The sequence below is a fragment of the Trichormus sp. NMC-1 genome (genome assembly GCF_001858025.1).
Lineage (GTDB): Bacteria > Cyanobacteriota > Cyanobacteriia > Cyanobacteriales > Nostocaceae > Anabaena.
Genome location: NZ_LZQD01000001.1, coordinates 653,015 through 678,341, shown reverse-complemented (window position 1 = coordinate 678,341; position 25,327 = coordinate 653,015). Strand labels below are relative to the sequence as shown.

Below are 25,327 nucleotides of genomic sequence, written 5' to 3'. Positions count from 1 at the left end.
AAAGAGTCAAGTTGTAAACGATTAAATCATTCTTGAGACGTATTTTGCTGTGCTGGTGGGAAAAATTCGAGTCGATAACGATAAAGCGCAACCGGTCGAGAACCTGCGGTAAAATAATCTGGATCTTGGGGAGAAAGGTAGACAGCAGTAACTTGATCTGCTTCAATTGCTGGGTTAGATGCTGGTAGTTGATGGTAGGCTGTTGTCGATTCTACTGTATTGAAATAGGGACGAGAACCACCTTTAAATAATTGTTGAAATACTTCTGTGGTGATAAACTGATTAGAGGGTGTTTCTGTAGCGCGTGCAGTGACAATAGAAACTAATTGACGTTCATTTTGTAAAAATGTAATTTGACGATTAGGAGATTCTGGATCTACTTTGACTGATAATACAGCTTCATTTCCTAAATAAGCTCTTGATAAATTTAAGCTATTAAATACTCTATCAGCAACTAATATTTGATTTTTATTATCTATTTTGGGGATAAGTTTTGAACCGGAAACTTGCGGTTTAACTTTTATAAATCTCACTAAAAAACTGACAGGCTGATTTAGTTGACGACGATTTCCTTCAAACCCAGGTGTGATGATATCTGGTGCTAAAGGTGCGGCTAAATCTACTAAGGTACTAGTAACTTGCCAATTTCCTGCCATCCAATCAGGATATACTAAATCCCCTTCGGCTGGTTTGACTGAAGTTAATTTTTCCCATTGAGGAAAATTTGCTAATCGTTCTGCTAATTCTCCTGCTTTAGCTTCGCTATTTCCTAGTAGGAGTAAAAGCATTAAAAAACAGCTAAAACTTATTTTAATAAACATATTAATATTATATTTTAGTAAAATTTAGCGTTAATGATTGGTGTTAATTGATATTTTTTAGGGAGGCAGAGCCTCCTGATTGCATTCCCAGTCAGAGACTGGGAACGAGGGAACGAGGGATTACAAAGTTTCAATTGGTAAAGGTTGCCAAACTTCTCCATATTTTTCTTTTAAAGCTTGCCAATTTTCTACTTGACCTGGTTCATATTCTCCGGGTTTGCCCCATTGTAGAAATATGCTTAATGCAGGTTCTTGTTTTTCATCTAAAAGCCGAATTGCATAGGTTGTAAAGTTGCCTCTTTTGGCTTCACCTGTTTCAAATTTGACTTGAGTAATTTTGTCCATATTCAGGTGAAATTCAAAGTCATCTGTGTGCATATTTGCATATTTGCCTTTGAGCAATTCGGCATAAAATATTTTTTCAATTTTACATCTTGCTTCCAATACAGTGGCGCTGCTGGTGACGATGAGCCTGACATTACCTAAGTTTTGGCAATCTTCTATAAATTCTCTCAAAGTGGTATTCATAAGCTGTTTTTTTACTAATGACTAATGATTTATTGATGTTAGAAGCCCACGGATTTATGGAATCAATCTAAAATCTAAAATCTAAAATCTAAAATTCAACATTGTTTGACTCATTAACTATTTTTCGTACTGTTCATAGGCAGCAACAATACGCTGCACTAGAGGATGACGCACGACATCTTTTTGGGTAAATTCGCAAAAGGCAATGCCTTCAACGTGTTTAAGAATTTGTAAAGCTACAGATAAACCTGATTGTTGGTTCATTGGTAAATCGGTTTGGGTGATGTCACCTGTAATCACCATGCGAGAACCAAAACCCAAGCGAGTCAAAACCATTTTCATCTGGGCGGGTGTGGTATTTTGGGCTTCATCGACAATTACAAAGGCGTTACTCAAAGTCCGCCCCCGCATATAGGCGAGGGGTGCAACTTCAATTACACCACGTTCTATCAAATTGGGGACTTTTTCAGGGTCGATGAATTCATGAATGGCATCATAGAGAGGGCGGAGATAGGGATCGACTTTTTGCTGCAAATCTCCGGGTAGAAATCCGAGTTTTTCACCGGCTTCGACGGCTGGACGGGTTAAAATGATGCGTTCAAACTGATTGGAGAGGAGTTCTTGGACGGCGACAACAACGGCGAGATAGGTTTTACCAGTTCCAGCAGGTCCAATACCAAAGGTGAGGTCACGTTTGCGGATTGATTCGATGTATTGTCGCTGACGAAAGGTTTTGGCGCGGATTTCTTGACCCCGGCGAGTTTTGGAAAGGATGTCTCGCTGTAGGTCTTGTAGTTCACCTTGGCGATCGCTCTCTATGGCTTGACGGGCTGTTAAAATGTCAGCAGTTGAGATATTATTACCTTTACTCCAGAGATTTTCGAGCGATCGCACTAACTGCACGGCTAGATCAACTTGGTTTTGGGTGCCAGCAATGAGGAGTTCTTGTCCACGTAAAACTAAGCTGGCTCCTGTTTGTTGAGATAGGAATTTGAGATTTGCTTCCCCATATCCTGCTAGTGCGATCGCACTAGGAATATTAGGCAGTTGAATTGTTAAAGCACCTGCCATAGTTTTTTAGCAATTAGGTGAGGAGCCGTTTTTGACAAAGTTGATATTTTTCTAAAGAAGCCAACAAAAGATTTTTTAAAATTTTTCTAAATAAATAAATTTATAATATTTTAACTTAAAATATGCTTAAAAATTTATTCCTGTCAAAACAGTTAATTCTGAGAATAGGCCAGCAACAGATGTCTATACTTTACCGATAATTCCGTCCTAGTAACGAAAGATTCCGAAAATATTTGACAATCTTGTTGCTACCTGTCTCAATCTTTCCCACAACTGATTACTGGTTAAGTCTTATCAAATTTCCCAGTTTAGACCAAGCGAGAACGGGGTTTAGGAACAGGCATGAGAATGCTGCCACTTCTTTCTCTCGATTTTGGTGGTGGTATTCTTTCTTCCTGTTCTTCATCAAAAGACATACCATCTCGACTTTGAGAACTGCTGCCGTAGATGTCCAGGTATACTGATTGCCCTGCTAATTCTGCGGCGGCGGCGATTACCGTGCGAATCGCCTGAATATTGCGTCCTCCGCGACCAAAGACTTTTCCTTTGTCTGTGGCTTCAAAGGCGATGCGAATCCAAGTCCGTTTAAGGTTTTCAGATATTTCACAATCGACGCTTAAAGACTCTGGAGATTCTAAAAACGGTTGGACAAGAAACTTAACCAGCCCAACATAGTTAGGACTGGCTGTTAGTGATTTCATCTCAAGTTTATGATGCGGCTGTTGCACTGACCTGTTCAAAAACATTAGCTTTTACAAGGATGCGACGTACAGTGTCGGTGGGTTGAGCGCCTTGCTGTAGTCGTTTGACGATGCCGGGAACGTCTAGTCTGACTTCATCGGTTCTGGGGTTGTAGAATCCTAGTTCTTCTAGGGGACGACCATCACGGCGAGACAGGTCGTTAATAGCAATAATGCGGTAACTTGCTTCCCGCTTTTTACCGAATCGCTTCAAGCGCAGTTTGATCATGTCGAGAAATCGTTCTCCTGTTTGGTTAAGTGCCTAGTTTGTGACTAGTGGATGAAGCAGTGACTAGGCTAGACTGCCTCTCTTCAAAAATTCTGATGTTGAAATGACAATTTTAGCACTTGCTAGGCATTATTGGGTGATGATTCATGAAGAGACGGGGGGACGCGGAGATGGGGAGACGCTCAAGACAGGAATTGGACTCCGATTGCAACAGAACCCAATTCCAAGCGTCTGAATCTTCGATACAGAAGGGGCTTCATACCCATAAACATTCGTTCCCAAGGGTGCTTCATGTCCCGCGTCGGGCATCTAACACGGGAACTCCCCGCGTCTCCTTGTCCTCTTCGGTGATTGGGGAAGAGTTTTTCCCAATCCTTAAAGAGTGCCAAAGCCTTTTTTCTTTTTCTCTTTCTTTTTCTTTTGGGCGGGTAGTGCGCCACCGGGATAACCGCGCCAACCTTGAGAGGGGCGATTGCCTGCGGCTAAGGGGTTGCCACCGCCGCCGAACATTCCTGGCATACCGGGGAAATTGCCTTGACCCATTTGTTGCATGAGCGATCGCATTTTTTGGAAATCAGCTACCAATTTGCTGACATCTGCTTCTCTATAGCCTGAACCAGAAGCAATTCGCCGCCGCCGACTGGGAGAACTAGATAATAAATCTGGATCACGCCGTTCTTTGCCTGTCATGGAATTAATCATGGCTTCACAGCGTTTTAGCTGGGTTTCCCCCTGCTTTAGCTGGTCATCGGAAAGCTTGCCCATGCCGGGAATCATCTTCATGATCCCACCCAGAGAACCCATATTTTTCAACAGACGCATCTGTTTGAGAAAATCTGTAAAGTCGAATTTCGCCGACAAAATTTTCTCTTGCATTTGCTCGGCATCTGCCAAGTCTATTTCTTCCTGGGCTTTTTCTACTAAAGTCAGAACATCGCCCATACCGAGAATCCGGGAAGCCATCCGTTCAGGATAAAACGGTTGCAGCGCCTCGACTTTTTCACCGACACCGACAAATTTAATCGGCGCACCGGAAATTTGGCGTACTGACAAGGCCGCACCACCTCGGCTATCACCATCCATTTTGGTCAGGATTGCCCCAGTAATCCCAATTTGATCATGGAAGGTGCGGGTGAGATTTGCTGCCTCTTGACCAGTCATTGAGTCAACAACCAATAGGGTTTCATCAGGTTGGACTGTTGACTTGATGCGGGCTAATTCCGCCATCATTTCTTGGTCAATTTGTAACCGACCTGCGGTATCAATAATGACTGTATTTATCCCTTCAGCCCTGGCGCGTTCCACACCTTGGCGGGCAATTTCTACAGGATCTGCGTCGCTACCTAATTCAAATACTGGTACGTCAATTTGCTTACCGAGTGTGATTAGCTGGTCAATAGCTGCGGGACGATATATGTCTGTGGCGACTAACAAGCAACTACGCTCTAATTTCCGTAAATGTAAAGCTAACTTAGCGGTAGCTGTGGTTTTACCAGTACCTTGTAAACCAGCCATGAGGACAACAGTGGTTTTACCCTCAACTTCTGCCAGGGGAACATTTTCTTCCCCCATTACCTGCACCAGTTCATCGTAAACAATTTTGATAAACTGTTGGTCAGGACGCACGCCTGCAATTACTTCGGCTCCTTGAGCTTTGGTTTCAACTTCGGTAATAAAATCTTTAACTACTTGGAGGTTGACATCTGCTTCCAACAAGGCGCGGCGCACTTCCCGCAAAGCGTCTTGAATGTTGGATTGAGAGATTTTATCTTGTCCCCGCAGTTTTTTCCAGGCGGACTCTAAACGGTCAGACAGTGCATCAAACATAATTCAGTTACCAAAAAGTTGGGTCTAAAACCCCGTCCTTGTAGGACGGCTTTTTATTGTACTTTTATTAATCTTATACCAGATGTGTTAGTATAAGATAGGAGGTAAAGAGATGCTTGTTTTTGAGTTTAAAGTTTATGGGAAATCAGTTCAGCTAACAGCAATAGATGATGCAATTCGGACTGCACAATTCGTTCGTAATAGCTGTATTCGGCTGTGGATGGACGTTAAAGATACAGGTAAAAACGACTTGCAGAAATATTGTGCTGTTTTAGCTGCTAATTTTCCATTTGCTAATGAACTCAATTCAATGGCTAGACAAGCCAGTGCAGAACGAGCATGGTCTTCTATCACCCGGTTTTATGATAATTGCAAAAAGGGTATTTCTGGTAAAAAGGGGTTTCCTCAGTTCCAAAAAGATTGTCGTTCTGTTGAATATAAAACATCAGGATGGAAGCTTGCAGATAATCGTAAATTCATTACTTTTACCGATAAAAAGGGTATTGGTAGATTAAAAATTAAAGGGACTCGTGACCTTCATTTCTACCAAATCAACCAAATAAAACGGGTGAGATTGGTAAAACGGGCTGACGGTTATTATTGTCAATTTTGTATTGATGTTATCCGTCAAGAAAACATAGAACCATCTGGTAACACTATTGGGTTAGATGTAGGTTTGAAAGAATACTACACTGATTCTAATGGGGTAATGGTTGAGAATCCTAAATTTCTGCGTATTGGAGAAAAGGTTCTTAAACGTTCACAGCGTCGTGTTTCCAGAAAGGTCAAAGGGTCAAAAAATAGGGGTAAGGCTAGACAGATTTTAGGGAAACGCCATCTCAAAATAAGTAGGCAGCGTAAAGACCATGCTGTGAAGTTAGCACGGTGCGTAGTTCAGTCTAACGACTTGATAGCCTATGAAGATTTGAGAATTAAAAATCTGGTGAAAAATCATTGTTTAGCTAAGTCTATTAACGACGCATCCTGGTATCAGTTTCGTGTCTGGCTTGAATACTTTGGACTCGTATTTAAGAAAGTTACGGTAGCGGTAAATCCACAATATACTAGCCAGGAATGCTCTAGCTGTGGTGAAGTTGTCAAGAAAACTCTATCTACTAGAACTCACGTTTGTCAGTGTGGGTGTGTAATGGATAGAGACAAAAATGCAGCCTTAATCATCCTTAGTCGGGGATTGAGTACCGTAGGGCATACGGGAACTTTTGCGCTAGACGCAAGTAACGCTTGGGGAGATGAAACCTCTACTCTATCTGGCGCAAGCCTGGTTGAGCAAGTTATGTCTTAGATTCAAGAATCCCCGTGCGTTCACGCCGGGGAGTGTCAACAGCTTAGTGGTTTTCACGGCGAGTGTAGCAACGGTATGCCTATATCTATGGTGAAGTTGCTAACAGCAGGGTGCAGGGGGAGATGGGGAGATGGGGGGACGCGGGGACGCGGGGACACGGAGACGCGGAGACGCGGAGAAGTAGGGACGCGGGGAAATTAAGAATTACCTGTTCCCTGTTCCCTGTTCCCTGTTTACGAATTACGAATTATTTAAGAACTGCCTTTTTTTGTTTGATTGGCTGCTGGTTTTGAACGTTCTTGTTGATAAAGACGGACAACTTTTTGAACGTAGTTAGCAGTAAAACCTTGGTTGCAGCCTGTATAATTACCAGTCATCCACCAACAAGCGACTCCACGCACAGCGGCGGTTTCGTTATTTTTTGTAGTTTGAAATTGATTATTTAATTCTCGTTGTGTGATGCAGGAGATAACTTGACGAGCTATGTTGGGGTTATTTTCAAACTGAGTTGGTGTTAATTCTTTTTTGAGACAAGTTTTTGACCAACCTTTGAGAGTTTCTGGTTTGACTTGCCATTGACTATAATATCCATCATTTGGCTTGTTGGTCTGGGGTGCAGCTAGTCGCAGTGCTTCTACCATTGCTACAACTTTGGGATCTGCAACTGGTTGCTGTGCTTGAACGAAGAATGGCGATAGTCCTAAGCTGATAATAACTCCGGCGAGTAGCGATCGCATTGGCTTGTTCCTGATAACTTTGAATTTGTCTCACGATTAAGTTTAACTAACTACCAAATTTTCGACAGCACTAGCTTGATTTGGTAAATCAGCGGTTAAAACTTCCCTATCTGTTTCTGTAACTAATACATTATCTTCAATGCGGATTCCACGCACATCTGCAAATTGTTCTAGTCTTTCCCAATTGACTAAATATTGATATTGAGAACGAGTTTTCGGATCATTGAGAATCGCTGGAACTTGGTAAAATCCTGGTTCTATGGTGACTAACATTCCCGGACGGAGGGGACGATTTAACCGCAGATAACTTAGACCAAAGCGGCTACTTCTACTTCTGCCCTCATCATATCCTGCTACATCGCCCAAATCTTCCATATCATGAACATCTAAACCCAAAAGATGCCCAATTCCGTGGGGAAAAAACAGCGCATGAAGATCCATTTTGACTAAATCTTCTGGCTTACCTTGTAAAATCCCCAAATCTACCAAACCTTCAGCAATCACAGTTGCCGCTAACAGATGAATTTCTGCATATTCCACACCAGGGGCGATATTTTCAATACAAGCATCATGGGCGGCTAAAACAATATCATAAATATCTCTTTGGGTAGATGAAAATTTACCAGAAACCGGAAAAGTACGGGTAATATCCGCAGCCCAACCGGTCTCAGTTTCTGCACCGACATCAGCTAAAAGTAAATCCCCTGGTTGCAGAGAGTTGTAATAATGCCCATTGTGTAAAACTTCGCCATGTACTGTCACAATACTAGTGTAAGCAGTGGTCATATTTTGACTCATAATTACTGCTTCCATTGCGGCGCGGACTTCTGCTTCTAGTTTAGCTTGAGGTGTTGCAGCCATTCCGGCTTTGTGTGCTTCTACACTCACAGCCGCTGCTTTACGTAATTCTACTAGCGCCGCTGCATCGTGGGTGAGACGTAAGGAAACAATGGCTTTAGCTAGTTCTAAATCAATTCCTGCAAGTTGATTTTTCGGTAACACCCATCTATCTAAAAGTTGTGTTTGCTGTGTCCAAGTAGCAGCATCTTGAACAGGAAGAGTAGCAGCATTTTCTAAATAATCTTTTAATTCTGCCATTGGTCTGGCATCATCTGCGCCTATTGTTGCGGCGATTTCTTCGCGGGTGGGCATTTCTCCATGCCACAGGGCGCTGCTGGGGTGGGGGTCATCTATAAATAGTTGTAGATTGCCACTTTCTAGGCGAATGGCGGCGTTTTGTAGAGGAATTCCAGCGAAATAGAGGAAATGGCTATTGGCGCGGAAGGGAAAGGTATTAGCGAGGAAATTACGGGGACTGCTACTACCAGACCAAAGAATTGCCGGAAAATTAATCAGGGTGGCTAGTTTTTGGCGACGGTGACGGAGGGTTTCTGGGAAGGTGGAGGTGTGCATAAGTTATATCCTGTTCGGTTAAAGACTTATAGTTATGGAACCGCGCGGTGAGTTTTTTAATAAGTAATTAAGCGAACATGATATATAAAAATCAAAACCACATATTTTGTAGGGGTTTAGCAGCTAGGCAACATAGGTGTCAAGTCGCTTCTCTACGAGACGCTGCGCGAACGCTCCAATTAAAAATTAAAAGTTATTAATTAAAAATTGCAATCAGTGGGGGCTTGCACCCAAAATTAATTAATTAATTAAAAATTATTATTAATCTTAAATTTTTAACTTTTAATTAAAAAAAGGTCAACTTAATGTAAATCGATGTTCCTTAAAGCCAGGGAATAAATTCCCTGTCTAAAAGCTAAAGTCGGTTAAAACCGACTATTTTGGCATCAAGAGGATAATTTTTGATTTTGAGTTAACCAGAGTGCGTTTTAACGCACTTTAGCTTTTAGACCAGAACTTGAGTTCCGGGCGGGTTTGTTCAGCTAAGAAAATAAGCTATCCTACTAGCCTAAGTTGAAACCACTGAGCAATGCTAAACCCCTACCTGATGGCATCAAACGATTAAACATTTTTAAATATGATCTTAATTATTTTATTTTTATTGCATGATACTTCTTCCTTATCGACTTCAGCATAACACATCTAAAACTCCATGTCAACACTTCTCTTCCTCTCTAAGCGTCAGGTTCACATTTACATCAGTTGTCTGATAGCGTAGCGTGGCGCAAGCCATATCAGGATGAACAGGATAAAGATGAAAGTTCTATCTCCCATTAGCAGTCTTTAATAAAAGCTTTAAGATGGATGATTTGGTGATAGTAGAGTCAGAGACTCTGTGATAGCATTCCCAGCCGGAGACTGGGAACGAGATAATATATGTAAAGAACTGGAAACGAAAAAAGCGATCGCACTCTATTAAATCAAAAGAGCGATCGCTTGGTGAAATTTCCGAAAAATCGTCAGTTATATTAGCCTGTATACCATTCTGCGGTCAGCTTATCTGCATCACCTACGGCAGTTTCAGTGGCTAAAGTTCCATTCATAGTCCAGATTGTATCTGCACCTGTTTGTTGATCTCTCCAGTAGATATCGGTTTTGCCATCACCGTTAAAATCACCAAGAGATTTTGTCAAACCTGCGCTATTGCTAGGTAAGAAAGCTTCAGAACTAATGGCTGTACCATCCATCAACCAAGCTGTGTTTGCACCAGTTGTGGCATTGTGCCAGAAGATGTCGGTTTTACCATCGCCATTGAAATCGCCAATATTTGCAGCCCAGTCTGTACCAAGTGTGTTAACAGTACCTTCGGTAACGAAAATACCATTCATTGTCCAAATCTTGTTTTCACCTGTGGTGGTGTTACGCCACAGAACGTCAGTTTTGAAGTCGCCGTTAAAATCACCAAGAGTAGAAGTCCAGGATGCATCCTGTGCTTGTAAATCATACTTGGAGGCTTGGCTACCATCCATAAACCAAGCGGTATTGTCACCGGTTGTGCTATTACGCCAGAAGATGTCACTCTTACCGTTACCATCGAAGTCAACAATGGTTGCAGTTAGTCCTGGGTTTGTAGTTTCTAGCACATTTGCACTAACTACTGTTGTTCCATCCATTTGCCAAATGGCATTTTCACCAGTGGTAGCATTATTCCAGAAAATATCGGTTTTGCGATCGCCATTAAAATCGCCGATATTAGCAGTCCAACCTGGATCAACTCTATCTAAAGTCAGGTAGCTAGAAACTCTTGCACCATCCATTAACACAACTACATTCTCACCTGTTTGTTGGTTGCGTAACAGAAAGTCTGTTTTATTATCGCTGTTGAAATCAGCGGTTTTATAACTCCAGGTATTTAGGTCATATGTACCTAAAGAAGCCTGTTCCATAACTTGTGTACCATTCATCAAGCGAACGACAATTTCACCTGTTTGAGCATTTACCCAAAGTTTATCTGTTTTGCCATCACCATTGAAATCAGGAACAATGGCTGCACTAGTTAAATAAGGATTAGGATTGGGGTTGGAACTTCCTACTGGAAACTGGGGTATTGAATCAAGTGGGAAAGGGGATTGTTCATTCTCTAGTGTGCTGGCAGAACTCTTAGTGGCAGTTGAGGTATTAAGAGAAGTTGTCAAATCTTCTGATTTCGCTAGAGAGTTTAATCCTGCATTGGCTAGGCTTTGTGAATATAATCCTGACTGATCTGCTGCTTTAAACATGGTGTGTTTTTAAGGGTAATTAATATAAAGTTTTAATTTGGTTTCAATAAAGATTCTGTTAATCAAAAACATTTAGCAAATTCTTTTGAGCAAATGTCAGTCTTTAAAGATAATATAGCTAATGTTAAAAAATCCTATTTTGCAAAAATTAAAGTTGTGTCTGAACAATCAAAAAAGATTGTAGTATTTGTTTATCGATGTCAGAATTTAAGAATATAGTCTTGTTTCCTTGACAATTTCAATTGATGGCAACTAAATGTCAGAGAAAATTTATTAATTCTATGGATATGAAACAAATAAGGTCAAAAGCGACCACAGAAGACAAGTCGAAATGATGCACCTAATTATTGTGGAACATAGAGAATTATCTTGAAAAAATCTCTGCGTACCTTTGCGCTAACCTCTGCGAACCTTTGCGTTTAAAAAAGCTAGAATGACTGAAACGGGTAACTAATCATATAGTTACTAAAGTTAAAAACGATACTATATCTTCAGAAGTAAGTCAGCTATGCAAACAGAATATCGGCAGCGGCGTGAGCAGTTAATGGCGAAAATCGGTAGTGGTACAGCCATTTTTAGGAGTGCGCCAACAGCGGTAATGCACAACGATGTCGAGTATGTTTATCGTCAAGATAGTGATTTCTTTTACTTAACAGGTTTTAATGAAGCGCAAGCAGTCGCAGTATTAGCACCTCATCACGCAGAACATCGGTTTATCTTGTTTGTTCAACCCAAGGATAGAGAAAAGGAAGTTTGGAGTGGTTATCGCTGTGGGATAGAAGCAGCGAAGGAAATCTATGGTGCGGATGAAGCGTACCCCATTGCAGAGTTGGATGAGAAGTTACCGCAGTATTTAGAAAAGAGCGATCGCATTTATTATCATTTAGGGAGCGATCGCACTTTTAACGATACTATCCTCAAACATTATCAAAATCTGCTGCGAACCTATCCCAAGCGCGGGACAGGCCCCATTGCGATTGCAGATACTAGCGCTATCCTCCATAGCCAGAGATTACATAAAAGTAAAACAGAATTAGATCTAATGCGAAAAGCAGCGGATATTGCTGTAGAAGCCCACAACCACGCAATGCAAATTACCGCACCTGGACGTTATGAATACGAAATCCAAGCGGAAATAGAACATATTTTCCGTCTGCGGGGTGGAATGGGGCCAGCTTATCCTTCCATTGTCGCTGCTGGGAAGAATGCTTGCGTGTTGCATTATGTGGAAAATAATTGCCAAATGCAAGAAAACGAATTGCTGCTAGTTGATGCTGGTTGTGCGTATGGCTATTACAACTCTGATATTACGCGGACATTTCCGGTTGGGGGTAAATTCACAGCAGAACAAAAAGCATTATATGAAATTGTACTAGAATCACAAAAACAAGCGATCGCTCAAGTACAACCAGGTAATCCCTTCAATGCATCCCATAATACCGCCGTGCGTGTCCTCACAGAAGGTTTAGTAGAACTGGGTATTCTCAAAGGTGAAATTGACAAATTAATCGAAGAAGAAAAATATAAACCATTTTATATGCACCGCACCAGTCATTGGTTAGGTTTAGATGTCCATGATGTTGGAGTTTATCAACATGGAGAAAATCCACAGATTTTACAACCAGGCCAAGTGCTGACAATAGAACCTGGACTTTATATTGTCCCCGATACCAAACCCGCAGAAGATCAACCAGAAATTGACCCCCGGTGGATTGGTATTGGAATTAGAATTGAGGATGATGTCTTAGTTACCGCAGATGGAAATGAGGTATTAACTGCGGGAGTTCCTAAAGAAATTAACGATGTAGAAAGATAATTTGTAGGGTGCGTTAGCGACAGCGTAACGCACCGATAATATAGATATATAGCCAGGGAATAAATTCCCTGTCTGATAGCTAAAGTCGGTTAAAACCGACTATTTTCAAAGTGCGTTTGAACGCACTTTTGCTATTAGCCCGGAAATTGATTTCCGGGTGGGTGTGGAAACAAACCGATAACCCATTTTTTGGTTAAATGATTGGTAATTGGTAATTGATAATTGCTAAATAATTATTCCCTATTCCCCATTCCCAAATTTTAACTACATCCCTCCACAAATTCTACTTCTGGCAGTTTACCTGATCGAAAAAGAGTTACATACCATCAGTCTCGAAAATCACTCTATAATTTTGGTCAGTTTTATCTCTGGGTATTAAAGTTAGGTAATGTCCACCTGAGACATATTCATGAGGTGTAACTTTAATTTGTCCGGGATAAAGAGATTTAATTCTCGTTTCTGTATCGCCGATTTTTGCACCTGAAACTGTGGTAAATTTTGGATCATCTATATCCACCCTAGCATTATTAAAACCCCGTACAGATTTTTATAGAAATTCACACCCCCAACCAGAAGATATATTTTTGTTAATAGAAGTTGCCGATACTACGATAAAATATGATCGGGAAGTGAAAATTCCTTTGTATGCAGAAGCAAATATTCCTGAAGTTTGGTTAGTGGATGTTAACCAGGAAATTATTGAAGTTTATAGAAATCCTGTTAATGGAGTTTATCTAGATGTGCAGAAGTTAGTGAAGAATCAAGTTTTATCAATTTTAGCTTTTCCTGATGTGAATATTAATGTAAGTGAAATATTTTAAATTGCAAATACACTTTTAAATTTATAATTGCGTAGGTTGGGTTGACGCAAGGAAACCCAACATTTTGATGATCAACATTTTCATGATTGTGTTGGGTTTCGTTCCTCAACCCAACCTACTATTTTATCATGAATATTTACTCTATTGGAAAACCAGGAATTAAACTATCAATTTCCTGCATTAACCGCAATGTCTCTGTTAAAGCAACAACGATTTTTTGATAATGAATAATTTCCTCTTCAGATAATCCACGATTGGCATTTTTTCTATCTTTTAACCATTTATCTAATACTTGATATCCACCTATTTTAAATTCCCAGATGTGCTGAGGAATATCTGTAAAATAATTCTGTTTATTGATATAAACTCTTTGCAATTCTGAATTATAAGTAACTTCGGTAATTTGATTTTCTCCTATTTGTTGATAGGTTGTAATTAAATTATCGAGTGTCTCAGATTTCATTAAATGTAAATTAACTAATTCTTCTCCTTTTATAGCTAAAGAATTAAATAGTTTTTGATTACTGGTTAAGGGAAGACGAGGAAAATCTATTTTTAGAAATTCAGCGTATCTAGTGCGATAGGTAGGACTGTGAAAAATAGAATAAGCATAGTAAAATATTTGTTCTGGTGTTGGTATTTTACCAAGTTTGTTTTTGATAACTTCTAAGAATTTTGGAGATAAGTTAGGAGTTTTTTCTAGGAAAAGATTAGTTTGGTTATTTTCTGTATTTGGATAAGTGTAGAGAGGGAAAACACTTGGCCTACCTCTATTACTAAAAAAACTACGATTATCAACTATTTGATTACAAACCATAAAATGTGTATATTGATTATCTCCTGAAGCTACTTGTCTCATTGCTAATAGTCCCAGGTTATCCTGAATTAAATTTGTTAAAACTTTTTCTTGCATTCTTCTAAGAATACTATGAAAATAGGTAAATCTTATATCGAATGGTCTATAATATATCGGTTGAATTAGATTATTTTGAATTCCATTTTGAACAATTAATAATCGGGATTTAAAAAAGTTCCAATTAGAAGAATCTGCGATTTTATAAATATCAGCTATATCTTGATCAGAAATTTTGGGGTTAGCTAAATTTTTAATAAATTCTTGAATTCTATATTTCTTCATCACTTAAAGGATTATCAGCGTGTAATTCCTGGGTTTCTTGACATAATTGGCTAAATTCTTCAGCTAATTTTTGTCTGTGCGGATCTGGTTGATAATTCTTCTTTATTTCCTCCATCATTTTAATTTTTTCCTCTAGTAGTTTTTGTGCTGGTTCTCCTGAGAGAATTGCAATTCTTTGACTTTCTTGATTGAGATGCTGCCTTTGGGCTAAAATTTTTAAAGCATGGGTAATCACTTCATTGGGTGTTCTATATTTACCAGTTTTTAACTGTTCCTCCAATAACTTTTCTTGTTCTGAATCCAGAATAATTTGGATCATATTTCTTACCCTGTTACCATTTTTCTATAATTATAACCATTAACATTGATTTATTTTGTTGGGTTCAACCTACGGATATAAATTCTCTGCGTCCTCTGCGTCTTGAGCGGTTAATTACTTCATAAAAAAATAGGGACAGTTTACACCATCCCCATCAATTTCATATCTAACTAAAACCCTTACAGTTGCGGTACAAACTGTGACTTATCAGGAACAACAGTGTACTCAGCGACAATTTGACGGAACTCTTCACCGTCAATGGTTTCTTTTTCAATCAACAAATCTACCAAACGATCTGTGACACTGCGATGTTCACGGATAATCTTTTTAGCGTTATCGTAACACTCTTCTGCGATCGCTCTGACTTGAGCATCAATGCGGCAAGCAATCGATTCAGAATACTCAGAACGTGTTGTCCAGTCACGACCAAGGAACACTTCACCCTGTTGGCTTTCCAGTGAAAGAGGCCCCAAATCAGACATCCCAAACCTTGTTACCATTTGTCGTGCCATTCCTGACAACTGCTGCAAGTCTCCACCAGCACCAGTGGTAACTTCCGCTGGGCCAAAGATTACCTCTTCAGCAGCACGACCACCCAAAGCACCAGTAATTCTGGCTTTGAGTTGAGAACGAGAAATTAAACCTTGTTCTTCGTTGGGCATAAACCAAGTTAAACCCTGTGCTTGTCCTCTGGGAATCAGAGTCACTTTTTGTACTGGGTCATGGTCTTTTAACAAAGTACCCACCAAAGCGTGTCCGATTTCATGGTAAGCAATCAAGCGTTTACTCTTGCTGTCTACCAAGGGAGTACCTTCCATACCAGCAACTACCCGATCCACAGCATCATCGATTTCTAGGAGGGTAATGGCTTCTTTACGTCTTCTAGCGGTGAGAATAGCGGCTTCGTTGAGGAGGTTAGCTAAATCTGCGCCGGTGAATCCAGGAGTACGACGTGCGATCGCATCCAAGGATACACTAGCATCTAATTTCTTGTTCCGCGCGTGAACTTGTAGAACTTCCAAACGTCCTTTAATATCAGGTGCGTCAACAGTTACTTGTCTGTCAAAACGACCGGGACGTAAAAGTGCGGAGTCTAAAACATCAGGACGGTTGGTAGCAGCAATAATAATAATGCCTGTGTTACCTTCAAAACCATCCATTTCGGTCAGCAGTTGGTTGAGAGTTTGTTCTCTCTCATCGTTACCACCACCAATACCTGCACCCCGTTGTCTACCTACCGCGTCGATTTCATCAATAAAGATGATACAAGGAGCGTTATCTTTGGCTTTCTTGAACAAGTCGCGGACACGGGAAGCACCCACACCCACAAACATTTCCACGAATTCGGAACCAGAGATTGAACGCGCTCAAAGGTAAATTCTTTGGCTGCTGCTTCCAAAGTAAAGATTTCTTGAGTTGAATCTGGAGCCGACCAACCCAACAAGGTCATATAATTAACCAAACCTTCAGCAGTAAAACCCATTTGCTGAAAATCGGAAATAGAAGTCACTCCATCCCGTTTGGAAAGTTTGCGCCCTTCTTGATTCAAAATCAGCGGTGTATGGGCAAATTCGGGAATTTGAGCGCCTAAAGCTTCATACAACAAAATCTGTTTAGCGGTGTTAGCTATATGGTCTTCACCACGAATCACATGGGTAATTTGCATATCAATGTCATCTACCACGACAACAAAGTTATACAGTGGTTGACCAACACCTTCGGCGGAGGCGCGAGCGATGACCATTCACAACTTCTTGGAGTTCTTCTTTCGCTTCTTCAATCCCCGCTACATCGTCAAATTTTACCCCTGTTTTCGCTTCCATTTGGAACCGAGCGCGGGATTTGCCGAAATTCATCGCTTGTCCAGGGCCACCAGGAAGATTGTTGGAGCGACGGAACAAAAAGAACAAACCAGTAATCAACAAAACTGGGAATACAAGATTACCCAATAAGCCCCAGATTGCGCCATCATTCCGCATAGGATGAGCGTCAAAACTGACTTTGTGTTCTTTGAGTTTATTAATTAACTCAGGCGCATTAGTAGGTAAATCTACCCGCCAGCGTTGAATGCGGTTTTCGATATCTTGGTCATTAGCTTCGATAATCGCTGTTCTACCACCATCATATAGATCAACATTGGTAACACGATCAGCGTCTAAGTATTCCAAAAAGCGACCATAGGTCATGCGAGTATTAGCTGCATTCTTGCTTGCATCTACGGGAGCGCCTGCAAAGGCCCCTTGCCAGAAGAAAAAGCCAATTACCAAAGCCAGCAATGACCAGAGTGCTACGACTCTCCAAGAGAATTTCATCTTTAATTTACCTCTAAATGCCAGTACGACTTATCTTTGTAACGGATGTTTATAAATCCATTTTGTTTAATTGGATATCTGAGTCACCGTTCAGGTATTACCTCTAAGCTCTTAAGGCTCTACGGCAAATCCATAACGCTTATCAAAAATCTTAATTAAAGTTAACTTAATTCTCATTTTAATACAAATACATGATCAACAAGACACGGTGAATTCTTTTACTATCCCTTCCGTGTCCTCAAAACTCGCACAACCCTTGACCTACTTAACTTCTGTAATTTTTAAAGTGTATGGTAGATATTTGCCTTTTTCGTAGGAACCGACCCAAATTTTGTAGGTTCCCTTGAGCCATTCACCAACAATGCCAGGATTTTTACCGTCAAAGTCATCATTGCACCAAATACCACCTGGCCCCTTAATAATTATTGTGGTGTCCCTCGGACTTTCTACTTGCAGTTTTAGGTAGTCAAATTTACTTGTTAACTTGAGAGTATGGTCTGGGGCTTTATCTACAAATCCTGCACATGGTCCGGTGGGGGTTTCTTTTGCACCCACTTCAGTTGCTTTAACTGAGCCACCACTCATTCCCCTCACTTTCAAAGGATCTGGGGAAAATTGGCGATTAATAGTGATATCCCCAAAAATTGGTGGCGATTCTTCAGCATCAACAATATTATGAATTACGGATGTAATACAGACCGTAACTATCATCAACGATAATCTTATGATATTGAGCGCTTTAGTCGGCATTATATTACATTCATTTTAAGTATTTTTAAAGACATGAATTTTACATACCAAGTTCCCCATGTCGGAGGTGGGGAGGTGGGGTGATGGGGTGACGCGGTGACGCGGTGACGCGGAGATGGGGAGATGGGGAGATGGGGAGACGCGGGGAGATAATTAAGAATTACTTGCCCCCTGCTCCCTACTCCCTGCCTTCTATCACCCATCACCCATCACCTATCACCTATCACCTATCACCTATCACCTGTCACCTATCACCTGCCCCCTAAATTATGGCTTGATTTAAGCGTTGTTTATCTAAACCAATCTGATTCAGTAACAGCCATGATTGGATGAGATCTGGTCCATGTACATCTCCTGTTAAAGCGGCTCGGAGCGATCGCATAACTAAGCCTTTTTTGACTTTTTGCTCTTTCACCACTTGCTTAATTATTTCTTGGGCGGTATCTGCTGACAGTTGAGGCTGATTTTCTAAAGCTGTGAGAATACCTTGAAGTGTAGCTTTCACTCCTTCTTGCTGAAGTTGAGCAGAGCCTTCTGAGCTAAATTCTACTGCCTCTATAAAAAACATTTTGCTCATGGCTACAGCATCTACCAACCGAGTCAAACTAGCACCAATTAAACCTGCTAGTTGCTCTAACCAAGGACGCTCTCTACCACCAGAAAATGTATATCCAGCGGTTTCCCAAAAAGGTATGAGCAAATCGGTGAGTTTATCTACTGGCGTACTATGGAGGTATTGGCTATTCAACCAATCCAGTTTGTCCCAGTCAAATTTAGCACCGGCTCTATTGACGCGCTCAAAGGTAAATTCTTTGGCTGCTGCTTCCAAAGTAAAGATTTCTTGAGTTGAATCTGGAGCCGACCAACCCAACAAGGTCATATAATTAACCAAACCTTCAGCAGTAAAACCCATTTGCTGAAAATCGGAAATAGAAGTCACTCCATCCCGTTTGGAAAGTTTGCGCCCTTCTTGATTCAAAATCAGCGGTGTATGGGCAAATTCGGGAATTTGAGCGCCTAAAGCTTCATACAACAAAATCTGTTTAGCGGTGTTAGCTATATGGTCTTCACCACGAATCACATGGGTAATTTGCATATCAATGTCATCTACCACGACAACAAAGTTATACAGTGGTTGACCAACACCTTCGGCGGAGGCGCGAGCGATGACCATATCACCACCCAAGTCACTGCCACGCCAACTCATTTTACCCCGGACTAAATCATTCCAGACAATTTCTCGTCCGTCGTCAATTTGAAAACGAATCACCGAAGAACGTCCTTCCGCTTCAAATGCGGCGCGTTGTTCTGGGGTGAGGTTACGGTGACGATTGTCATAGCGGGGAGCTTCGTTTCTAGCTTTTTGCGCTTCTCGCAAAGCCTCTAGTTCTTCAGATGTGGTGTAGCAACGATAGGCTAATCCCTGTTCTAGAAGTTTTTCGACTGCGGCTTGGTAAAGATCCAGCCTTTGAGATTGGAAAAATGGACCTTCATCCCAGTTCAATCCTAGCCAGCGCAGACCTGACAGAATATTATCAGTATATTCAGGGCGCGATCGCTCTAAATCTGTATCTTCAATTCGCAGAATAAACTTGCCGCCGTGGTGACGGGCAAACAGATAATTGAATACAGCAGTTCTGGCTGTACCAATATGTAAATTTCCAGTTGGACTTGGAGCAATACGGACTCTAACGGTCACAGTTAATTCTCTCTTTCACAAAGCAAAACAGGTGCTGAGTTCTGAATACTGAGTCCTGGTTTAAAACCATTCATCCATTAAAATCTTTTTGATTAACTCAAAATCATCTAAATTCAGCACTTAGTACTCATGACTCAGCACTTGAGAACGGGACTGACGGGGCTCGAACCCGCAACTTCCGCCGTGACAGGGCGGTGCTCTAACCAATTGAACTACAGTCCCTTGTGTTTAGCAACTTTATTAGTATTGCTTTTTTTTTTCTATTTGTCAAGTAGTTGGGAGCAAAAATATTGATGTTTTTTCTATCTCTGGGTCTGTTTCACACCAAAAATTGCTCTAGACGACTCTCTGGGCTTGAGATTCCAGGTGTTGCAATATCTGAGATTGCATCTGCTTATACTGCTGCTTTAACAACTTTTTGCTGACTTGGGGACCAGAAGAAGATGGTAGTTGCTGACTTTGTTTCACCCAATTTTTCAACTTTTGTTGCTGTGTTGGCGCGATGCTACTGCTGAGAATGTTGGCACTCCTATGCGGCTTTTCTAGGGTAAAGAAAATCAAAGGGTAAGACGTATAGTCCGTTAATGCTGATACCAGCTTGAGATTTTGAGGATTTTGCATATCTAGGTAGCAAGGTAGCCACTTGGGGCTGAGTGGCTGATTATAAAGGACTGTCACCCACAGTAACATCGGGTGAGGAGAGGTAATAAAGATAAACTGGTTATAAAGGGTGGCGTGGGCGCGATTTATAATTTCTTTTTGAGGTAACATCAGCCACAGAGAAGCGACAGAGGCTGTTTTAGTATCTATTAACTGCGGAAAAACAATTTCCTGAATGGGTTTATCTTCAGGCCACACAAGTTCCCGACAGGTTTGTGCAATTGTGATTGGTAATTCTGAACTCAATGAACCACGAGGGGTGGATTGATGATCTAAACTTGGGGAAGGTTTTTGGTGAGCAGATTGTTCTATTTTTGACAATATTTGCAGAATTTCCGCTATATTTTGCGGGCGATTGCCTATGTCTTTTTCCAAACAAGTCATGATTAAATTATTTAATTGCTGAGGTATTTGTATATAAGGATTAACATCAGCAATCGATTTTGGTTGTTCAAATTTGTGTGCTTTATACCAAGCTCCAAAATATTGAGTTTCTGGCTGCCAAGGTTTTTGCCCAGCCAACATTTCAAACATCATCACACCCAGGCTATAAATATCAGAGCGACTGTCTACTTCATCTCCTTCTAATTGTTCTGGGGAGCAGTATGGTAGAGTTCCATGAAATCCTTTGGTATGAATGGCATTTGCAGAATTTAAAAATTTCGCAATACCAAAGTCTAAAATTTTTACTAACTGCCCCAAAATCGGATCAGGAATCACTATGATGTTAGCCGGCTTAATATCCCGGTGAACTAGTGGATTGATTTTTCCATCTATAGTAATGCCTTTATGAGCGCACTGTAAGCCCAGACAAATCTGGCGTGCTAGAGTAAAAAACATTGGCAGAGGTACGGGAATTAAATCTTTCAACCTTTTGCCAGATAAATATTCCATTACATAAAATGCTTTGCCACTTTTACTCACACCATAATCATAAGCCCGGACAATATGTATGCTTTTTTGGCTCAAAGCAGCACTCAGAAGAGCTTCACGGTTAAAGCTTTCTTGTACTTTAGGGTTAGTAACTGTCTGGGATAGAAATTTTATGGCAACAGGTGTGCCTCCTAGCAAAACATCATGTGCTAAAAAAACTTCACCCATGCCACCTTTACCAATTAATTTCTTAAGTTGGTAACGGTTGGCAAGCAACTCCTGATTTTCTGGAGACGCGAATGGGCTTGTGTTCACTTTCATAACCTCTAAATTGGAATGGGGAATTTTTTATTAATTTATTTTGCTAGATGCTGATGATTTTTTAAATAAATCAAATAATTTTACTAGCCAAGATTTTAAAATAACTTTTGATTTTTTATCCTGTGTATTTAGGTTTTGGCTAACTTCTAATTTGATTTTTTCATATTCCTTTTTGAGAATGCTTTTTGCTTGGTTGGGAGAAATATTTTTTTGGTCAAAATTATGACTTAAATTTATGTTGTCTGCCAGATTTTGTCGTTGTTGAGCCGTGAGTATAAAAGTTGTAACATGAAAGCATTTGTGAGGTTCCTCAAGAGTGAACAATAGCAGATGATAGTAGCCTGTTCCTGCTAAAGTCTGTAATATTTTTGCCTCTCTAATTTCTTTTAAATCTAAGTAATAAGATAGCCATCTTATCAGTGAAGATTGGTCATCATATAGCATTGTTACCCATAACACCATTGGGTAATTATCCATTTTACTAATAAATTCCGTGGTATATATTTTTTCTTTAAATTTAATAATTTCAGCTTGAGGTAACATTGCCCAAAAAGTAGCTATATTGCCTTTTGCTGTCTGTAAAATATGCGGAAAACAAATTAAGGCAACTGGTTTATTGTTAGGCCAAATTTTCTGCCAACATTCTTTTTCGGAAATTGATGTTAAAGGTACTAATTTAACAGGATCGCTGCTGATATAATTATGCTCAAGTTGAGTCTTTATTTTAGCTAAATTATCTAAGATTTCGCCTACATTCTGAGGTCTATCATTAGCATTTTTTGCTAAACAGATTCTTACTAATTGCTCTAATTCTTGAGGAATTTTAACTAGGGGATTAACTTGTTCAAATGTAGGTGGAGTTTGAACACAATGAAGTTTACACCAAGTGCCAAAAGAGTGATTTGTTGTAGAGAATGGATGTTTTCCTGTCAGCATTTCAAACATCAATACGCCTAAACTATAAATATCAGAACGCCCATCTAATATTTTTTCTCCTTGCATATGTTCTGGAGAAGAGTAAGGTAGACTACCTACAAAAGATTCAGTCATTGTCATCCCACTGCTCTCTGTTAAAAATTTGGCAATACCAAAATCAAGGATTTTGACTATTTCTGGTTTTTTGCCATCATTGTTAATGAATATATTTTCTGGTTTAATATCTCTATGCACAATCGGATAAATTTTGCCATTTAGTGTTACACCTTGGTGAGCGCAATGTAATCCTAAGCAAATTTGTTGGGTAAATTCTAGAACTTTGGGAATAGTTAAACTTTCAAGTTTAAGAATTTGTTTTATAGTTTTCCCACCTAGATATTCCATAACGTAAAATGGCACTCTTTCATTAGTAATACCGTAAGTTAAAACCCTCGTAATATGTGGACTTTTTTTACCCAATTGAGCGCCAATAAAAATTTCTCTGCCAAAGCGTTGAGCGGTCTGCTGATTGGCTATATTTAAAGAGAGTATTTTAACTGCAACTAACATACCGCCTTTAGTAATATCTTCAGCTAGATAAACTCTACCCATTCCCCCTTTACCAAGTAACTTTTTGATTAAAAAACGGTTGTTTAAGAATTTTCCAATGTAGATGTCTGATTCAATTTTGTCTTCATTCATATCCTGGATGTGATGCTGCGCCACAAAATCAATAAATATACAGCGATCCGAGATTATCTACGATAAAATACTGAGACAAAAAACCTTTTTTTACAAGCATTACAGGCTTGATTTTTTCTCACGTATCATTTAGGACTGCTATAGATATTTACTAACAGGATACTTTAACTAAAGTATTACAGCTATTATTTATCTTTATCTATACAAATCTAAATAATTTCAGTCTATCAATTCTGTTAGCAGAAATTTACTCTTAAATCAGGTGAAATTGATATATTCACATCTTGCACCTTTTCAATAAGGGTTAGTGGGCATTGCCCTTTAAGACGAAATAATCAGGTTTTTAGACTTGTATTTTCGCAGCGAAGATGATGATGCAAGTTAAGAATACAAGTAGATATCAATCTAAAAAAATATCAAATTGACTTAATCCCCTAATACTCTTCTCTACTACGTTTATTAAGTAAATTTACTTGACATTACCGCCTAAAAAAATATTTTTTCTAGCGCTATGCGTCTCGAAAAAAACATCCGATTCCAATTTCCTCAATTTGTTTATGGGGATTTCCTATTTTCTGTTACCTCTTAACTGTGTTAACTATGTAAAAGTCACTTAATCTTATGTAACATATTTTCTGAATGTTCGTTAGCAGTAATATCACGTAAATTATTACTAATAATTTCAATCAGTATTTATTATATATTGGTAATTATACGGTATTAGCAGCTATTAATTGCTAGGGATTCGCTCGTAGCAGGTTCCAGAACTTGGTCAATGGGGATGCAATCTTGAGTTTAAAGGCTAGTATTTGGCTGGTTTGCAGTCCGTTGAAATTGTTATCGCTGACGAGAATTAACGAAGGTTCTCCATTTGCTAGTTTCGGTCCAAGGGTTAAGCCTTCAATATTGTCTAAAGCTACATCCAGAGTTCGCAAATCTAACAGCAGTTTTTTCTGCACTGGTTGAATTGATTCTGTCTTAACGGCTACAATACTATCAATATTGTGAATGTCGTCGGCATTGTCTAAGGAAACCTGAAATAGGAAAACTGCAAATCCCAAGCCTGTAAAAGACCTTTCTATACTCAATAAATGTCCTTGATTATCAAGGGCAAGTAAATCAGGTAATCCACTGGCAAACTTACCTGTAAGATTAAATGAGGGTGTAACAGGTTCTGTTTGATAGAGGAATTCTTTTTCTGGCTGGTTGGTTAAAAGATTATATTGCAAAATTCGGCAAGGTGTGCCAGCGTCAGGTTTAGCGGCTGCGCCGTCTTGAATTAGGGCGTTTTCGCTGGCTGTAAATAGGGAATTTTCGTCGGGTGTGATCGTGAGACTTTCAAAAGCTAGGTTATTGCGGACACCTTTCTGTCCTGTGGAATCTGGTAAAAATTTATCTGGTATGGGTAAGGTAGTTATTACCTGGCCAGAAACTAGGGAAAACTCTTTGATAAAAGGATTAATTAACTGCTGAACATCACCTTCAGAGGAAATGAAAACAGTTGATTTTTTGGTTAAAGCGATACCTTCCGTATCAGTAATACTTGGCAGAAAGGGTGTATTATTGGCATTTAATAAGGTGGTTACTGCTACAGGTTCAACCCCGTTTTTTGTTAATTTACCTTGGCTGAGGTCTATTTTGAGAGTATAAAAACGCGCAGGTGCTTTTCCTCCCCGGTCGTCGGAGATGGCATAATAGAGGTCGGTTTTATGATTGTAGGTAATTCCTGATAATCCGCCAACTTCGGTTTTTTGGAAAGATAAACCAGTAGGTAAGGTGGCTTCACCAATAAATTCTATGCCAGTTACGGTCACTGATGCAGAGGCGAAATTACTGAAAAACAGTGTAATAATTAGGATAGGAATGAGAGAATAAATAATTAGTGGCGGTTTCCAGAGTTTTTTGAAAAGCTGCATGAATTAACTTAAAGATTATATGGAATACTATGCGTTTATACCAATTCTGTGTAAAGTTAGGCCAAATAAATATCGTAGAGACGTTCCATGGAACGTCTCTACATCCACCAATAAAGCGCATCCTCATAAAGAAATGGTATCAGTAATTACGCTATGCTGCAATAGTACGCAACAACAGCCGTCAACCAACCATTAAA

Annotated in this window: 22 protein-coding genes, 1 tRNA gene and 4 pseudogenes; 6 read left to right on the top strand and 21 right to left on the bottom strand. The window is 39.9% G+C overall.

Features of this window, described 5'->3' with window-relative positions:
• Window positions 1-26 precede the first annotated feature (26 nt).
• The 5 genes from A9Y75_RS02980 to rpsP form a co-directional block, all read right to left on the bottom strand.
• Complete coding sequence (locus A9Y75_RS02980; protein ID WP_071188051.1) at window positions 27-821, bottom strand: DUF6816 family protein; 795 nt, start codon at window positions 819-821, stop codon at window positions 27-29.
• Between the two features lie 120 nt (window positions 822-941).
• The gene (locus A9Y75_RS02975; RefSeq protein WP_071188049.1) at window positions 942-1,349 is read right to left on the bottom strand and encodes a ChuX/HutX family heme-like substrate-binding protein; all 408 of its coding nucleotides are present in this window, start codon (window positions 1,347-1,349) and stop codon (window positions 942-944) included.
• A gap of 117 nt (window positions 1,350-1,466) precedes the next feature.
• Entirely contained in the window at window positions 1,467-2,420 is a 954-nt protein-coding gene (locus tag A9Y75_RS02970) for a PhoH family protein (RefSeq protein ID WP_071188047.1), read from the bottom strand.
• A gap of 308 nt (window positions 2,421-2,728) precedes the next feature.
• Window positions 2,729-3,121 (bottom strand): KH domain-containing protein, encoded by a 393-nt coding sequence (locus tag A9Y75_RS02965; protein WP_071188045.1) that lies wholly within the window; start codon window positions 3,119-3,121, stop codon window positions 2,729-2,731.
• Window positions 3,122-3,128: 7 nt separating this feature from the next.
• Window positions 3,129-3,389, bottom strand: a complete 261-nt coding sequence (rpsP, locus tag A9Y75_RS02960) for a 30S ribosomal protein S16 (protein WP_013190489.1) — start codon at window positions 3,387-3,389, stop codon at window positions 3,129-3,131.
• Between the two features lie 103 nt (window positions 3,390-3,492).
• On the opposite strand from rpsP, the gene A9Y75_RS30025 reads away from it, so the two are divergent.
• Window positions 3,493-3,624, top strand: coding sequence for a hypothetical protein (locus A9Y75_RS30025; protein ID WP_269086260.1), 132 nt, complete (start codon window positions 3,493-3,495; stop codon window positions 3,622-3,624).
• A 140-nt stretch (window positions 3,625-3,764) separates the two neighbouring features.
• Here the strand turns inward: A9Y75_RS30025 and ffh are convergent, their stop codons facing one another.
• Complete coding sequence (gene ffh, locus A9Y75_RS02955; RefSeq protein ID WP_071188043.1) at window positions 3,765-5,216, bottom strand: signal recognition particle protein; 1,452 nt, start codon at window positions 5,214-5,216, stop codon at window positions 3,765-3,767.
• A gap of 112 nt (window positions 5,217-5,328) precedes the next feature.
• On the opposite strand from ffh, the gene A9Y75_RS02950 reads away from it, so the two are divergent.
• Both A9Y75_RS02950 and A9Y75_RS30020 read left to right on the top strand, forming a co-directional pair.
• The gene (locus A9Y75_RS02950) at window positions 5,329-6,519 is read left to right on the top strand and encodes an RNA-guided endonuclease TnpB family protein (RefSeq protein ID WP_071188041.1); all 1,191 of its coding nucleotides are present in this window, start codon (window positions 5,329-5,331) and stop codon (window positions 6,517-6,519) included.
• A gap of 75 nt (window positions 6,520-6,594) precedes the next feature.
• Window positions 6,595-6,720, top strand: a complete 126-nt coding sequence (locus A9Y75_RS30020; RefSeq protein WP_269086259.1) for a hypothetical protein — start codon at window positions 6,595-6,597, stop codon at window positions 6,718-6,720.
• Window positions 6,721-6,770: 50 nt separating this feature from the next.
• On the opposite strand, the gene A9Y75_RS02945 is transcribed toward A9Y75_RS30020, so the two are convergent.
• The 3 genes from A9Y75_RS02945 to A9Y75_RS02935 all read right to left on the bottom strand — a co-directional run bounded on the left by A9Y75_RS02945 (window position 6,771) and on the right by A9Y75_RS02935 (window position 10,888).
• Window positions 6,771-7,256 carry a hypothetical protein gene (locus A9Y75_RS02945; RefSeq protein ID WP_071188039.1) on the bottom strand — a complete coding sequence of 162 codons (486 nt, stop codon included), beginning with the start codon at window positions 7,254-7,256 and terminating at the stop codon, window positions 6,771-6,773.
• A gap of 42 nt (window positions 7,257-7,298) precedes the next feature.
• The gene (locus A9Y75_RS02940; RefSeq protein ID WP_071188037.1) at window positions 7,299-8,669 is read right to left on the bottom strand and encodes an aminopeptidase P family protein; all 1,371 of its coding nucleotides are present in this window, start codon (window positions 8,667-8,669) and stop codon (window positions 7,299-7,301) included.
• Between the two features lie 968 nt (window positions 8,670-9,637).
• Window positions 9,638-10,888 (bottom strand): VCBS repeat-containing protein, encoded by a 1,251-nt coding sequence (locus tag A9Y75_RS02935; RefSeq protein WP_071188035.1) that lies wholly within the window; start codon window positions 10,886-10,888, stop codon window positions 9,638-9,640.
• A gap of 508 nt (window positions 10,889-11,396) precedes the next feature.
• Here A9Y75_RS02935 and A9Y75_RS02930 point away from each other — a divergent pair.
• Window positions 11,397-12,704, top strand: a complete 1,308-nt coding sequence (locus A9Y75_RS02930; RefSeq protein WP_071188033.1) for an aminopeptidase P N-terminal domain-containing protein — start codon at window positions 11,397-11,399, stop codon at window positions 12,702-12,704.
• A gap of 316 nt (window positions 12,705-13,020) precedes the next feature.
• Here A9Y75_RS02930 and A9Y75_RS02925 read toward each other — a convergent pair whose 3' ends face one another.
• A complete protein-coding gene (locus A9Y75_RS02925) occupies window positions 13,021-13,221 on the bottom strand; it encodes a hypothetical protein (protein WP_343232342.1) in 201 nt (66 codons plus the stop codon).
• Window position 13,222: 1 nt separating this feature from the next.
• Between A9Y75_RS02925 and A9Y75_RS02920 the strand changes: the two are divergent.
• Window positions 13,223-13,525 (top strand): annotated as a pseudogene (locus A9Y75_RS02920) (Uma2 family endonuclease); the annotation flags it as partial.
• Between the two features lie 136 nt (window positions 13,526-13,661).
• Here A9Y75_RS02920 and A9Y75_RS02915 read toward each other — a convergent pair.
• The 6 genes and pseudogenes from A9Y75_RS02915 to A9Y75_RS02895 all read right to left on the bottom strand — a co-directional run bounded on the left by A9Y75_RS02915 (window position 13,662) and on the right by A9Y75_RS02895 (window position 18,044).
• The gene (locus A9Y75_RS02915) at window positions 13,662-14,663 is read right to left on the bottom strand and encodes a type ISP restriction/modification enzyme (RefSeq protein ID WP_071188032.1); all 1,002 of its coding nucleotides are present in this window, start codon (window positions 14,661-14,663) and stop codon (window positions 13,662-13,664) included.
• Window positions 14,650-14,982: a hypothetical protein gene (locus A9Y75_RS02910; protein ID WP_071188030.1), complete on the bottom strand. Its 333-nt coding sequence runs from the start codon at window positions 14,980-14,982 to the stop codon at window positions 14,650-14,652. The genes A9Y75_RS02915 and A9Y75_RS02910 overlap by 14 nt, the downstream gene beginning before the upstream one ends.
• Window positions 14,983-15,161: 179 nt before the next feature.
• Window positions 15,162-16,343: pseudogene (gene ftsH2 / locus A9Y75_RS02905) on the bottom strand (ATP-dependent zinc metalloprotease FtsH2); the annotation flags it as partial.
• Window positions 16,343-16,726: pseudogene (locus A9Y75_RS27205) on the bottom strand (glutamate--tRNA ligase family protein); the annotation flags it as partial. The pseudogenes ftsH2 and A9Y75_RS27205, both read right to left, overlap by 1 nt.
• A 1-nt stretch (window position 16,727) precedes the next feature.
• Window positions 16,728-17,294 (bottom strand): annotated as a pseudogene (locus tag A9Y75_RS27200) (ATP-dependent metallopeptidase FtsH/Yme1/Tma family protein); the annotation flags it as partial.
• A 261-nt stretch (window positions 17,295-17,555) separates the two neighbouring features.
• Window positions 17,556-18,044 carry a hypothetical protein gene (locus tag A9Y75_RS02895; RefSeq protein WP_177176084.1) on the bottom strand — a complete coding sequence of 163 codons (489 nt, stop codon included), beginning with the start codon at window positions 18,042-18,044 and terminating at the stop codon, window positions 17,556-17,558.
• A 104-nt stretch (window positions 18,045-18,148) separates the two neighbouring features.
• Here A9Y75_RS02895 and A9Y75_RS28170 point away from each other — a divergent pair, with 104 nt between their 5' ends.
• On the top strand, window positions 18,149-18,310 hold the full coding sequence (locus A9Y75_RS28170) for a hypothetical protein (RefSeq protein WP_177176083.1): 162 nt from the start codon (window positions 18,149-18,151) through the stop codon (window positions 18,308-18,310).
• On the opposite strand, the gene gltX is transcribed toward A9Y75_RS28170, so the two are convergent.
• The 5 genes from gltX to A9Y75_RS02870 all read right to left on the bottom strand — a co-directional run bounded on the left by gltX (window position 18,307) and on the right by A9Y75_RS02870 (window position 25,130).
• On the bottom strand, window positions 18,307-19,743 hold the full coding sequence (gene gltX, locus A9Y75_RS02890) for a glutamate--tRNA ligase (RefSeq protein WP_071188024.1): 1,437 nt from the start codon (window positions 19,741-19,743) through the stop codon (window positions 18,307-18,309). The genes A9Y75_RS28170 and gltX overlap by 4 nt on opposite strands.
• 148 nt (window positions 19,744-19,891) lie before the next feature.
• Window positions 19,892-19,965 (bottom strand) — tRNA-Asp (locus A9Y75_RS02885).
• Between the two features lie 114 nt (window positions 19,966-20,079).
• Complete coding sequence (locus tag A9Y75_RS02880; RefSeq protein WP_143046348.1) at window positions 20,080-21,597, bottom strand: serine/threonine-protein kinase; 1,518 nt, start codon at window positions 21,595-21,597, stop codon at window positions 20,080-20,082.
• Window positions 21,598-21,627: 30 nt separating this feature from the next.
• Window positions 21,628-23,214, bottom strand: coding sequence for a serine/threonine-protein kinase (locus tag A9Y75_RS02875; protein ID WP_071188023.1), 1,587 nt, complete (start codon window positions 23,212-23,214; stop codon window positions 21,628-21,630).
• Window positions 23,215-23,951: 737 nt separating this feature from the next.
• Window positions 23,952-25,130, bottom strand: coding sequence for an esterase-like activity of phytase family protein (locus tag A9Y75_RS02870; RefSeq protein WP_071188021.1), 1,179 nt, complete (start codon window positions 25,128-25,130; stop codon window positions 23,952-23,954).
• Window positions 25,131-25,327: the final 197 nt, after the last annotated feature.

Coding starts and splice junctions, on each gene's coding strand:
- A9Y75_RS02980 (WP_071188051.1), bottom strand. CDS start 821: ATGTTTATTAAAATAAGTTTTAGCTGTTTTTTAATGCTTTTACTCCTA.
- A9Y75_RS02975 (WP_071188049.1), bottom strand. CDS start 1,349: ATGAATACCACTTTGAGAGAATTTATAGAAGATTGCCAAAACTTAGGT.
- A9Y75_RS02970 (WP_071188047.1), bottom strand. CDS start 2,420: ATGGCAGGTGCTTTAACAATTCAACTGCCTAATATTCCTAGTGCGATC.
- A9Y75_RS02965 (WP_071188045.1), bottom strand. CDS start 3,121: ATGAAATCACTAACAGCCAGTCCTAACTATGTTGGGCTGGTTAAGTTT.
- rpsP (WP_013190489.1), bottom strand. CDS start 3,389: ATGATCAAACTGCGCTTGAAGCGATTCGGTAAAAAGCGGGAAGCAAGT.
- A9Y75_RS30025 (WP_269086260.1), top strand. CDS start 3,493: ATGACAATTTTAGCACTTGCTAGGCATTATTGGGTGATGATTCATGAA.
- ffh (WP_071188043.1), bottom strand. CDS start 5,216: ATGTTTGATGCACTGTCTGACCGTTTAGAGTCCGCCTGGAAAAAACTG.
- A9Y75_RS02950 (WP_071188041.1), top strand. CDS start 5,329: ATGCTTGTTTTTGAGTTTAAAGTTTATGGGAAATCAGTTCAGCTAACA.
- A9Y75_RS30020 (WP_269086259.1), top strand. CDS start 6,595: ATGCCTATATCTATGGTGAAGTTGCTAACAGCAGGGTGCAGGGGGAGA.
- A9Y75_RS02945 (WP_071188039.1), bottom strand. CDS start 7,256: ATGCGATCGCTACTCGCCGGAGTTATTATCAGCTTAGGACTATCGCCA.
- A9Y75_RS02940 (WP_071188037.1), bottom strand. CDS start 8,669: ATGCACACCTCCACCTTCCCAGAAACCCTCCGTCACCGTCGCCAAAAA.
- A9Y75_RS02935 (WP_071188035.1), bottom strand. CDS start 10,888: ATGTTTAAAGCAGCAGATCAGTCAGGATTATATTCACAAAGCCTAGCC.
- A9Y75_RS02930 (WP_071188033.1), top strand. CDS start 11,397: ATGCAAACAGAATATCGGCAGCGGCGTGAGCAGTTAATGGCGAAAATC.
- A9Y75_RS02915 (WP_071188032.1), bottom strand. CDS start 14,663: ATGAAGAAATATAGAATTCAAGAATTTATTAAAAATTTAGCTAACCCC.
- A9Y75_RS02910 (WP_071188030.1), bottom strand. CDS start 14,982: ATGATCCAAATTATTCTGGATTCAGAACAAGAAAAGTTATTGGAGGAA.
- A9Y75_RS02895 (WP_177176084.1), bottom strand. CDS start 18,044: ATGCCGACTAAAGCGCTCAATATCATAAGATTATCGTTGATGATAGTT.
- A9Y75_RS02880 (WP_143046348.1), bottom strand. CDS start 21,597: ATGAAAGTGAACACAAGCCCATTCGCGTCTCCAGAAAATCAGGAGTTG.
- A9Y75_RS02875 (WP_071188023.1), bottom strand. CDS start 23,214: ATGAATGAAGACAAAATTGAATCAGACATCTACATTGGAAAATTCTTA.
- A9Y75_RS02870 (WP_071188021.1), bottom strand. CDS start 25,130: ATGCAGCTTTTCAAAAAACTCTGGAAACCGCCACTAATTATTTATTCT.